The following is an 11,885-nucleotide window of genomic DNA, read 5'->3' as shown; positions in this document are numbered from 1 at the left end:
ATAACTGTTTTTATAGTGTAATGACAAACTGATGGCTGCCGTGTTCCGGTGTGATCCGCAACCCTTGCGGTATCGCCGAAGTTGTCGCCAGACTGCATTTCGATACGCTGTGAATGTTGCGCAGGCACAGTGTCCAGTCTGTTGCTTTACCTTCGGTGGTCAGCGTCAGGGTGTTACCGCTGCGATGCACATTCAGCGTAAACACCACATTACCCTGCAGGTCAGTAATCTGACTTTCAGCAATCGCACCATCGTCCAGTTCGAACAGGTGGAATTCAGGACGCTCGCTGTAATCGTAATCCGGTTTTTCACTGTTGCTGCCTGTCGCCAGTAACGTGTTCGGGCGGACATACAGCGGCAGGCTGTCAAAGCCATGCTGCTGACGATGCCAGCGTGAACCTTCGACCAAGTCGTTGCTGAGCAGGTGCGTCCAGCGTCCCTGTGGCAGATAGAAATCCACATCGCCTTGTTCACTGAAGACCGGCGCGACCAGCAGGTTATCGCCCAGCATGTACTGGCGGTCGAGATAATCGCAGGCCGGATCTTCCGGGAATTCGAGCATCATGGCGCGCATCACTGGCGTTCCGCTTTTGGCGGCTTGTGCAGACGCCGGATACAGGTACGGCATCAGGCGGCATTTCAGCTGTGTGAACTGGCGTACCACGTCACAGGCTTCGTCGTCATAAACCCACGGCACACGATAGGATTTGCTGCCGTGCAGGCGGCTGTGGCTCGACAGTAAGCCGAAGGCGCACCAGCGCTTGTAGATATGCGCCGGAGCAGTATTTTCGAAGCCGCCAATGTCGTGGCTCCAGAATCCAAAGCCAGACAGTCCGATAGATAAGCCGCCGCGCAGGCTTTCCGCCATTGATTCGTAAGTGGCGTAACAGTCGCCGCCCCAGTGAACCGGGAACTGTTGTGCGCCCACGGAAGCGGAACGGGCAAACAGCACGGCTTCGGACGCGCCGAGTTTCTCCTGCAACGTTTCATACACCAGCTTGTTGTACACAAACGCGTAATGGTTGTGCATTTTCTGCGGGTCGCAGCCGTCGTGCCAGACCACATCGGTCGGAATGCGTTCGCCGAAGTCCGTCTTGAAGCAATCCACGCCCATATCCACCAGCCGCTTGAGGTGTCCGGCGTACCATTCACAGGCCTGCGGGTTGGTGAAATCGACAATGCCCATTCCGGCCTGCCATTTATCCCACTGCCATACACGACCGTCAGGACGTTTTAGCAGATAGCCTTTCTCTTTGCCTTCGTGGAACAGCGGAGATTTCTGGCCAATGTACGGGTTAATCCACACGCAGATTTTCAGCCCGCGCGCTTTCAGGCGCTGCAACATGCCCTGCGGATCCGGGAAGGTTTGCGGATCCCATTCAAAATCACACCACTGGAAAGCTTTCATCCAGAAGCAGTCGAAATGGAAAACGTGCAGTGGCAGATTGCGTTCGGCCATGCCGTCGATAAAGCTGTTGACCGTGGCTTCGTCGTAGTTGGTGGTGAAAGACGTGGTCAGCCACAGGCCAAATGACCAGGCGGGCGGCAGCGCCGGGCGGCCGGTCAGGCGCGTATAGCGGTCGAGCACTTTTTTCGGCGTCGGTCCATCAATGACGAAATACTCAAGGTATTCGCCTTCCACGCTGAACTGCACTTTCGAGACTTTCTCTGAACCGACTTCAAACGACACGCATTCCGGGTGATTGACCAGCACGCCGTAGCCGCGGTTCGTCAGATAGAAAGGAATATTTTTGTACGATTGCTCGGTGCTGGTGCCGCCATCACGGTTCCAGGTATCCACGGTTTGCCCGTTTTTCACCAGCGCGGTGAAACGTTCTCCCAGCCCGTAAACGGTTTCGCCGACGCCCAGATCCAGACGCTCCATCATGTAGGTTTTCAGCGTGTTGCTGTCCTGCACATAACCGTTGGATTTTGCCACACTGCCGGTAATACGGCGGCCATCGCGCAGGAAATCGAGCGTCCAGTTATCGCCCTTGGTCACGCGGACACTGAGCGAACCGCTGTGCAACGCGGCGAATTCGGCGTTATCTTCAAAGCGCAGTTCCGGCGTGTCAGATTGTATTAACGGATAATGCGGGCCTTTGTCCTCTTCACCGTCAAAGTGGGTAATGCGCACGCCTATCACGCCGGTTTGCGGCGAGAAAAATCGCAGCGTAAACAGCGGGGAATCGAGCTGGCTGGCGCGTTCCGAGGCATCTTTCGGCGCAGCGTAAATCACCATTTCGTTCCCGGCTCGCTGCACTTCAAATACCTGTAAAGGGTGCGTGAGCACTAAACCTTCCTGGATTAACCAGTTGCCATCACTGATTTTCATAATCAAGTCCTCTTTTAAACTTCATCTCAATCAAATTCATTTCATAAATTCTTGCTGATTGCGGCGGATGCCTTGCGCAACTTCATCAATGATGCGGCGCAGCAGCGGCGTGCGCAGGATGTAATAACGCTTACAGATAATGGCGCTCAGCAGATAACAGGCGGCAGGCACCAGCGTGAACAGCGCGACAATGCAGGTCATCGTGGCCGCGTTCTGAGTCGCTGCGCCGGACTGATAACCCGAACCGGCCAGCATCCAGCCGATCATCGCGCCCGCCAGTGCCAGACCGAGTTTAAGAACAAATAATGTGCCCGCGAAGCTGATACCCGTCAGGCGTTTGCCGTCGTTCCATTCGCCGTAATCGACGGTGTCAGACATCATGACCCACTGAATTGGCGTCACCAGCTGATGCAATACGCCGATGACAAAGATGAAGATAAACATGATGATGCTGCCGTGAATGGGCAGGAAGAACATCGCCAGACTGAGCACCGCCAGAATGGCGTTGGTCCACCAGAACACGCTGACTTTGCATTTCCAGTCGGTGAGTGGTTTGGCGAGCGCGCTGCCAAACAGGTTGCCGACGGAATAGACGCCGAGGAACCAGACGAACAGCATCGGATTGCCCAGAATATAGGTGACGTAATACATCATGGCACCGCCGCGAACCGCCACAGAAATGATGTTAAGAATGGTCAGCAGGCCCACAATGCGCCACTGGTCGTTATGCCAGATGTCGCGTAAATCCTCGCGCATGGTGCCAGTTGGTTTGCCCGGATCGATACGTTCTTTGGTGGTGGCAAAACAGATTGCCAGCATAACTGCCGCGACAATGGCCAGTACGGCAATCCCGCCCTGATAGCCCAGCGCCTGATTTTCCCCGCCAATCAGTTTAACCAGCGGCATCATCAGCACGGTACTCAGCATGCCGCCCGCTGTTGCCAGCACGAAGCGGTAGGATTGCAGCGAAATACGCTGTGTCGGGTTGGTGGTGATCACGCCGCCCAGTGCGCAATACGGGATGTTGACCACGGTATACATCAGTGTGAGCAGGGTGTAGGTGATGGCGGCGTAAATCATTTTGCCGGTCATGCTCAGTTCAGGCGTGGTGTAGGTAAAGACGCACACGATGCCGAAAGGGATCGCGCCAAACAGGACGTAAGGGCGGAATTTGCCCCAGCGCGTGCGCGTGCGGTCAGCCAGCAATCCCATGCAGGGGTCAGAGACAGCGTCGAGTGCGCGGGCCAGCAGGAACATGGTGCCGACGTAACCGGCGGGGATGCCGAAAATGTCAGTGTAGAAAAACATCATGTACAGCATGACATTATCGAAAATAATATGACTGGCGGCATCGCCTAATCCATATCCAATCTTTTCCTTGACCGAAAGGATTTCTGTACTCATTGCTTCAATGTCCATATGAAAAGGGAGAGTACAGGTTTAACGGTTGTAAGCGCTTGCGGCTATTGAGATTTTTACTTCTGAAATTATGTTTCTTTATTTCTGTGATCGCAGGGGGCAAACGGGGAAATGTTGAGCGGCAAAGTGGAGAAAAAACCTCCCGTTTCCGGGAGGTCTGAGGCAATTACTTTTTGTATTTTGCTTCCAGCGTGGCAAACCAGGGGGCGGTGAAATCTTCTGATTTCCCCCAGCCCGGAATGATTTTACTCAGACCACTGACATTCAGGCCTTCCGGCTGGCTGAGCAGCAGGGATTGCGAAATAGTCTGCGCCGGGAATTCGTAGCTTTGTGGCGTTTTTTCACCGGCAATTTTCAGCGCCACAATGCGCAGGTTTACCGCACCGATCAGCTGTGTATCCACCGCCGCGGTGAACAGCCACGGGCTGCCTTTCTCACGCATCAGTTGCAGATCCTGATTCGAAGCATCGATGCTGTAGAGTTTAATTTCGGTACGGTTATTCTCTTTCAGCGCCTTGTAAGCGCCCTGACTGAAGGCATCCCATGACCCCCAGATCGCATCAATCTGGCCTTTCGGATACTTCGCCAGAATCGCCCCGACTTTGTTGGCCGTATCACCCTGAACGTCCGAAGATACCGCGCCGATAGACTCAAGCTGATGAATGCCCGGGTTTTCTTTCAGGATGGCTTCGTAGGTTTTCTGGCGGCGTTCCATTGGCGGGAAACCGGCGACCCACAGTTTGATGATGTTGGCTTTACCGTTGAAATCTTTCACCAGCTGGCCGACGGAGGCTTTTGCCAGAGACGCATCGTCCTGACGGGTGACGGTGACGCCCGGAAGGGTATCCGGCACCTCGGTATCAAAGGCGGAAACCGCGATGCCCGCAGCGACAATGCGTTTTGCCAGCGCTTCAGAATAAGGGCCGCGACCCTGTGACAGGATAATCCCGTCGTACTTCTGGCTGATGGCCTGGTTCACGAAATCCTGGAACTTGGCGTCGTCGCCGTTACTCAGGAACGTATCGACTTTAAAGCCCAGCGCGTGGCCTTGTTTGATGGCACCGGCCAGAAATTGCGTGGTGTTATCGTCGGAGCCCAGGTTACGGATGACGGCAATACGCACCGGGCCGCTGTGTTGTGCAATCGCAGCCGGAACCGGTGCCAGTTGGGCATCAGCGGCAAACGCGGGCAGGGCGGAGAACAGGCTGAGAACCAGCAGGGATGCGGATATTTTTTTCATTATTTAACAACTCCGTCGTCAGGTGCGATGTGTGTTTCACCGGTGTTTTTGGCAAAAAAATTCGGAACAAAAAAGAACGGACCAAATTGAGGATGTTTGGAAGTCCGTCTGTCTGGACGTCCATTGCAAGAAGGGAGTTTACCGGTATGTTAACAAGGAAGGAATGCCTTGCTGTTAGTATATTTAAGGCAGTCGTTATTCCTGTTAGTTATAGGCCGCTGATCTCTGAGCGCGGCGGCCCGGACGGATTTGTGTATGTGCTGACGGATGAAAGTAACGGGAAGCTGCTGAAGGTGTCGCCGGGGATTTGACCGCAGGAAAATGAAAAAAAGCGTGCCGTTGCGGGCACGCCTTTTGTGTTTAAAACGTTGCTAGGTCAGCGGGATCATCACGCGTTTCTGGAAATCCGGGCGCTGCGTGATTTGTTTATACCAGCGCTCCACATTCGGATGAGCCTGACGTTCAATATTCAATCCGTACCAGGCGTAGGCATAGATCGCCAGCGGGATATCCCCGAGCCCGAAATGATTGCCTGACAACCATTCCTGCTTCGCCAGCACCTTATCGACAATCGTCCAATGTTTTTCAAATGCCGCCATGCCGGTAGCCACCAGATTCATGTCGCGCTCCGGTTCGGGAACGCGAACCAGCGTCAGAAACACCTGACGGAAAGGAATGGTCAGACTGTTTGCGGTCCAGTCCAGCCATTTATCCGCGCTGGCGCGTGCCCGCAGATCCGAAGGCCAGAACGCCTCATTCCCTGCGCGTTCGGCGAGGTAACGCAAAATGGCATTCGATTCCCACAAGACAAAATCATCGTCCTGTATGCAGGGCACCAGCCCGTTCGGATTCAGTGACAGATAAAGCGGCTCATGGTTTTTGCCAAAAGCGCCCCCGGCGTTAATTTGCTGGAAAGGCAGTTTCAGTTCATCCAGCAACCACAGCACTTTTTTCACGTTAGTTGAGTTATCGCGGCCCCACAGGGTGATCATTCAGAACTCCTCGCCGTAAAAGGGTAAATAAACAGAACGTTAGCCAGCACAATGGCAATGACTATAGGGCAGGTGAAGGGGTTTTGCGAAAGGTTAAACGTAACACTCAGCGACAGATCTCCTGCCGCTGAGTGAGATGACGAAAAATCAGCGCTGGGTTTTCTGCGCTTTAAACAAAGCCCATACGCTGAGCAGAGCGACCATCATCAGGTAGTAACCCGGTGCCAGGCTGCTGCCGGTGGCGGAAATCAGCAGGGTACAGATGAACGGCGCAAAGCCGCCGAACACGGTGACTGCGACGTTGTAGCTGATGGCCATGCCGCTGGCGCGGGTGGTGATCGGGAACAAATCCGCCATCATTGACGGCACGGTGGAGAAATACACCGATTTCAGCAACGCCAGCCAGCTTATCAGCAGCAGTAATGACAGCGCCGACGTGTATTGCAGCATCAGCCAGAACGCCGGATAAATGGTCAGCAACAGCAGGATAAGCGAGCCCCACATCAGCGGCAGACGCCCGATTTTCTCCGCCCACAGCCCCATAATGGGCGTGACGACGGTCAGGATAATCCCCGCTGATAATGTGGCGCTAAAGCCTGCCGAGGCTGGCAGGTGCAGCGTTTTCGTGGCGTAGGTCGGCACGTAGTTCAGCATGTAGTTGATGGCGGTGGAAACCACCATCAGGCCGATGGCCGTGAAGAACAGGCCTTTCTGCGAACGCACAATTTCTTTCAGCGGCGACGCGGTTTTCTCGGCTTTGCTGAAGCTTTCCGATTCTTTGATATGGCGGCGGATATACAAACCGACCGGGCCAATCAGCAGACCGAAAATAAACGGAATGCGCCATCCCCATTCCTGCAACTGGGTTTCACTCAGAAGGGCAGACAAACCCAGACCAAACGCCGAGGCCAGCAAGGTGCTCGCGCCCTGCGTGGCGAACTGCCAGCTGGCGATAAACGCTTTGCGCTCAGGGAAATGTTCCACCAGAAACGCCGTGGAGCTGCCGAATTCACCCCCCGCCGAGAAGCCCTGAATCAGGCGTGCTACCAGGATCAGCAGCGGTGCGGCCATGCCGAGTGTGGCGTAAGACGGCGTGATCACAATGATTAAACCGCCAATCATCATCAGGCTGATGGACATCAGCAGCGACGCTTTACGCCCGTGCTTGTCGGCATACGCACCGAGAACGATTGCGCCGAGCGGCCGGATCAGGAATGAAACGCCGAAGCTGCCGAACGCCAGCAACAGCGAGACGGTCGGATCGGCGGTCGGGAAATACGCATGGGCAATATAGCTGGCGAAAAAGCCATAAATCGCGATATCAAACCACTCCAGCGCGTTGCCGATACAGGTCGCAAAAAGGGTTTTCATCAGACTCGGTTTTTCTGCCGTGTTGCTGACGGATGAGGAACGGGCGCTTAACAGGCTCATTGCGCACCTCCGGTATGAGCGTGGTGGCGGGCAAGCACAGCTGCGCCGTTTTCGCCGAGATCCCACAACAAATGGGTCATGATCGCCAGCCCTTCGCGCGCGACGGAAATCAGCATGTGTTCGTTCACGCCGTGCTGACCGCAGGCCGGATAAGAGTGCGGCACCCATAACGTCGGCAAACCGAGAATATCGGCGAAGACATCATTAGGCAGTGAACCGCCGAGGTTCGGCAGCAACGCGGGTTTTTTACCGGTCGTTTTTTGCATGATATTCAGCGCCCAGTCCACCAGCGGGTCGGTCGGGTCGAAGCGGGTGGCCGGTGAGCCACGCATAAATTCCACCTCAACCTGCGGGAAACCGTGTGCATCAAGGTGCGCACGGACGTGGTCTGCCAGATGTTGCCAGTCGGTGCCGACGACAAAACGCAGCTGACACACCGCAGTCGCCGAGCCGGGAATAGCGTTCATCGGGCGCTGCGGATTGCCGGTCAGGAACGACAGCACTTCCAGCGTATTCCACGCATAAAGACGTTCGGTGGGGGTAAGGCCTTCTTCGCCCCAGTTCAGGTCAATCTGCGGATCGTTTTTGCCGCCGCCAACTTCCACATCGCTGAGAATTTCACGGATAGCGTCACTGACTGCCGGCGGTTTCAGCGCAGAAACCTGCAACTGGCCGTGCTGATTCACCAGACAGGCCAGTGCGTTTGCCAGTTGCGTTCCCGGATTGGTCAGCAGACCGCCCCAGTTTCCGGAGTGATAGGCGTTGTCGCGGGCATTAATGGTCAGACGGAAATTCACCGCGCCGCGTGAACCGAGGAACAGCGTAGGGCGCACGGCGCTCAGGCGCGGGCCGTCGGAGGCGAGGAAAATATCGGCGCTGAGCTGTTCTTTATATTCACGGCAAAGTTCGGCCAGCCCCGGAGAGCTGATTTCTTCGCCCATTTCGAACAGCAGTTTGCAGTTAAAACCGAGGCTTCCGCCGCGCGCTTTGTAGATTTGCTCCAGCGCGGCAATGTTGATGCTGTGCTGGCCTTTGTTGTCGGCGCTACCGCGTCCGTACCAGCGATCACCGTCTTCTTTGAGTTCCCACGGTGATAAGTCGCTGCGCCAGTTTTCATCGTCCCCGAACACCACGTCGCCGTGGCCGTAACTCAGGATTGTAGGCAACGCATCGTCTTCAATGCGGGTGGCGATCAAAAAAGGACGGTTAGCGGCATACGCATTTTCGACGCTCAGCAGGCTGAAACCCATCGCCGCGAGTGTCGGTTTAATCTCATCATCGAGATAACGCGCCAGTTCGGCGTCGCGCAGATGACTCTGGCTTTCGGAGGCAATTGCCACCCTGCGCGCCAGCGTGCGCTGATATTCACCCTGATCGAACCAGGCTAACGCCTGTTCAACGATATTTTCCGCTGTCATGAGGATCCTGCTTTTGTTGTGTTTGTGATTTTATTGTTGGTTTTTTTAGCAGTTTCACTCTAAGCGCTGCGTCAGCGTTGCCACAATAATAATAATTGCAAGTTAGCGTTGCTTTTATTGTAATGCTCATCTGCACAGTGATGAGGCAATACGGTCATGCAAAGTACGGAGATTCGCTATTTTCTGGCGGTAGCCAATACCGGCTCGCTGAGCGCGGCGAGCAAGCAATTATATGTGGCGGTGTCGGCCATCAGCCGTCAGATCCAGCGTCTGGAAGAGCGCATCGGCGCGCCGCTGTTTGAACGCCACGCGCGCGGGATGGTGCTCAACGATGCCGGGCAGATCCTGGAAAACCATGTGCGTAAAAGCATGATGGATATGGAACACGCGATTGCGGAAATTCAGGGACTCAACGCCGTGAGGCGAACCGTGATCCGTATGGGCTGCACCGACGGGCTGGCGTTTGATTTGCTGCCGCAGTTGTTCTCGCGCTTTCGGCTGATTAATCCGGGCGTGATGTTTTATCTCAACGTCGGCACGGCGGTGGAAGTGTCGGAGATGATCCACAAGGGCGAAGTGGAACTGGCGTTGCAGTTCAGTCTGGTGGCGGAGCGCGGCGTGGATATCATGGCGTCCTTTCCCGCGCCGGTGCGCATGGTGATGCGGCCGGATCATCCGCTGGCCGAACAGGACATTTTGCTGACGGATTTGCATCCGTACCCGCTGGCGATGAACGAGCAGGGCAGCACCATCCGCCAGCTGTTTGATTTGTCTTGCCGGATGAGCGGAATTTTTCTCGAGCCTGCGGTGAGCTGTAACCGTTTTTCGGCGCTTTACGATTTTATGGTGCAAACGCCGGGGGCGATTGTCGCGTGCAGCCATTTTTCCATTATGTATAAAGCCCGGCGCGACCACCTGCGGGTCAAACCGGTGAATATTGAACAACTGAGCCAGCGGACGTTGCAGCTGCAATCACCCGCCGGTAAGCGGCGTTCGGCGGCGCTGAGTCAGTTTGTCGATTTTATCCGTGACGAACTGGTGCGGGAAAACGATGCTTTTATCCGTGATTTCGGTTTGCAAGTCGCGCAGGTGTGAAAAGTCAGGCGTGAAAACGCGTCCAGATACTTATCAGCAGCCACGCCGCCAGCGACCAGCAAACGACGGCGCAGAGCAAGGCGTAAGGCAGTTTCATCGAGCCGATGAGAAAATAGAGTGAAATCAGGTAGACCATATAGGGGATCACGGCCCACAGGCCGAAAATAATCGTGGTTCGGAGCGCCTCGATACTGCGTTCCGTGCCCACAATGTAGTGGGCTATCAGGGCAAACGTAGGAAAAAGCGGAACCAGCCCGGCGATATAATAATTGCGGGTTTTGGACAGCACCCCGATCAAAATCACGACCAGCGCACCAATCAGCGCCTTAATTACCAGTCCCATTTCTGCCCCTGCGGCTCGTTCGCCATCGTTGATGCACCGTTGCGATTAAGCCGTTTCTTGTTATAGATATTTTATATGTATTCGTACCACAAACTGACGCACATGAATGGATTGGTCAAGTGCTGACTGCTGTTTATATCGCCAGCCGGATCTGCGCAAGCAGTGGAAAATTCTACTATTCTTAAGATCTTTACACTATTTAGGTTTATTCCAGACCCAGAACGCAGTAGGTTTTACGTCAGACAGAGTTGTACAATCTGTTTGAAAGATAAGATAAATTTCAGTTACCCGGACAAAAGCGCTGATACCTATGACAATTTCTTCCCAATTCAAACGGACTTTCATTTACGCGCTGGGCGGTGGAGTAATGCTGCTGGCGCTTCCTGCCGCTCAGGCGGACAACGGCCCCGTCGCACCACAGATTAATGCCAAATCCTGGGTGCTTATGGATTTCAACAGCGGGAAGATCCTCACTGAATCGAATCCCGATGCGCGTCTCGACCCGGCCAGCCTGAGTAAAATCATGGTCAGCTATGTTGTTGGGCAGGCCATAAAATCCGGCAAAATCAAATCCGACGATCTGGTTTCTGTCGGCAACGATGCCTGGGCAACCGGCAATCCGGTACTGCGCGGCTCGTCCCTGATGTTCCTCAAACCCGGTGACCGCGTGCCGGTTTCCGAGCTGAATAAAGGCATTGTGATCCAGTCGGGTAACGACGCCAGTATTGCGCTGGCCGATTATGTGGCGGGCAGCCAGGATTCCTTCGTGAACCTGATGAACCGTTACGGCGAACAGCTGAAACTGCAAAACACGCATTTCAAAACCGTTCACGGGCTGGATGCGGACGGGCAGTACACGTCCGCCACGGACATGGCGTTGCTGTCGCAGGCGCTGATCCGCGATACGCCGGATGAATACGCGCTGCATAAAGAGAAAGAATTCACCTTCAACCACATCAAGCAGATCAACCGCAACCGCCTGTTGTGGAGTTCGAATCTGAATGTGGACGGTATCAAAACCGGCTTCACGTCCGGCGCGGGCTACAATCTGGTGTCTTCCGCCAGTGACTCAACCGGTATGCGTCTGATTGCAGTAGTGATGGGCGCGCCGAGTGACCGTATTCGTTTTAGTGAAAGTGAAAGTCTGCTGACCTGGGGTTTCCGTTTCTTTGAAACGCTGACGCCGATTAAAGCCGGTGATGCGTTCACCAGCCAGCGTGTCTGGTTTGGTGATGAAAAAATGGTTCCGCTGGGTGTGGCTGAAAACGCATCGATTACCATGCCGAAAGGCCAGCTGAAAAACCTGAAAGCCAGCTTCACGCTGACCAATAAGCAGCTTGAAGCACCGCTGGCGAAAAATCAGGTGGTGGGAACCGTGGATTTCAGTCTGGACGGTAAAGTGATCGAACAGCGTCCGCTGGTGGCGTTGCAGGAAGTGAAGGAAGCGGGCTTCTTTGGCCGTATCTGGGACTTCGTGATGATGAAAATCAGCGGCCTGTTTGGCAGCATTTTCGGCAAGTAACTGCCCTGTAACGTTTGAAATCTGATACCAAGAAACGGCCAGTCAGTTAAGCAACTGACTGGCCGTTTTTCGTCTTCTACAATCAGCTAA

9 protein-coding genes and 1 pseudogene are annotated in these 11,885 nt (G+C 54.7%); 3 read left to right on the top strand and 7 right to left on the bottom strand.

Going from position 1 to position 11,885, the window contains the following annotated elements; translation table 11 throughout:
* Positions 1 to 10 precede the first annotated feature (10 nt).
* From yicI to BV494_RS07285, 3 genes are all read right to left on the bottom strand, one after another.
* On the bottom strand, positions 11 to 2,335 hold the full coding sequence (yicI, locus tag BV494_RS07295; protein ID WP_104922262.1) for an alpha-xylosidase: 2,325 nt from the start codon (positions 2,333 to 2,335) through the stop codon (positions 11 to 13).
* 36 nt (positions 2,336 to 2,371) lie between these two features.
* On the bottom strand, positions 2,372 to 3,739 hold the full coding sequence (locus tag BV494_RS07290; protein WP_104922261.1) for a glycoside-pentoside-hexuronide family transporter: 1,368 nt from the start codon (positions 3,737 to 3,739) through the stop codon (positions 2,372 to 2,374).
* 181 nt (positions 3,740 to 3,920) lie between these two features.
* Positions 3,921 to 4,994, bottom strand: coding sequence for a sugar ABC transporter substrate-binding protein (locus BV494_RS07285; protein WP_104922260.1), 1,074 nt, complete (start codon positions 4,992 to 4,994; stop codon positions 3,921 to 3,923).
* A 230-nt stretch (positions 4,995 to 5,224) separates the two neighbouring features.
* Between BV494_RS07285 and BV494_RS26410 the strand changes: the two are divergent.
* Positions 5,225 to 5,305, top strand: a pseudogene (locus BV494_RS26410) (PQQ-dependent sugar dehydrogenase); the annotation flags it as partial.
* A gap of 60 nt (positions 5,306 to 5,365) precedes the next feature.
* On the opposite strand, the gene BV494_RS07280 reads toward BV494_RS26410, so the two are convergent.
* The 3 genes from BV494_RS07280 to BV494_RS07270 all read right to left on the bottom strand — a co-directional run bounded on the left by BV494_RS07280 (position 5,366) and on the right by BV494_RS07270 (position 8,835).
* Positions 5,366 to 5,986, bottom strand: coding sequence for a glutathione S-transferase family protein (locus tag BV494_RS07280; protein ID WP_104922259.1), 621 nt, complete (start codon positions 5,984 to 5,986; stop codon positions 5,366 to 5,368).
* A 147-nt stretch (positions 5,987 to 6,133) separates the two neighbouring features.
* On the bottom strand, positions 6,134 to 7,417 hold the full coding sequence (locus tag BV494_RS07275) for an MFS transporter (RefSeq protein WP_104922258.1): 1,284 nt from the start codon (positions 7,415 to 7,417) through the stop codon (positions 6,134 to 6,136).
* Complete coding sequence (locus tag BV494_RS07270; RefSeq protein WP_104922257.1) at positions 7,414 to 8,835, bottom strand: M20 family metallopeptidase; 1,422 nt, start codon at positions 8,833 to 8,835, stop codon at positions 7,414 to 7,416. The genes BV494_RS07275 and BV494_RS07270 overlap by 4 nt, the downstream gene beginning before the upstream one ends.
* A 156-nt stretch (positions 8,836 to 8,991) precedes the next feature.
* On the opposite strand from BV494_RS07270, the gene BV494_RS07265 reads away from it, so the two are divergent.
* On the top strand, positions 8,992 to 9,930 hold the full coding sequence (locus tag BV494_RS07265; RefSeq protein WP_104922256.1) for a LysR family transcriptional regulator: 939 nt from the start codon (positions 8,992 to 8,994) through the stop codon (positions 9,928 to 9,930).
* Between the two features lie 4 nt (positions 9,931 to 9,934).
* On the opposite strand, the gene BV494_RS07260 is transcribed toward BV494_RS07265, so the two are convergent.
* Complete coding sequence (locus BV494_RS07260) at positions 9,935 to 10,273, bottom strand: GlpM family protein (RefSeq protein WP_104922255.1); 339 nt, start codon at positions 10,271 to 10,273, stop codon at positions 9,935 to 9,937.
* A gap of 310 nt (positions 10,274 to 10,583) precedes the next feature.
* On the opposite strand from BV494_RS07260, the gene BV494_RS07255 reads away from it, so the two are divergent.
* Positions 10,584 to 11,795 carry a serine hydrolase gene (locus BV494_RS07255; protein WP_104922254.1) on the top strand — a complete coding sequence of 404 codons (1,212 nt, stop codon included), beginning with the start codon at positions 10,584 to 10,586 and terminating at the stop codon, positions 11,793 to 11,795.
* Positions 11,796 to 11,885 lie beyond the last annotated feature (90 nt).

Origin of the sequence: Rahnella sikkimica, assembly GCF_002951615.1 — a bacterium.
Taxonomy (GTDB): Bacteria; Pseudomonadota; Gammaproteobacteria; order Enterobacterales; family Enterobacteriaceae; genus Rahnella; species Rahnella sikkimica.
The sequence above is the reverse complement of the archived record's forward strand: the minus strand, read 5'-3'. Positions and strand labels throughout refer to the sequence as shown.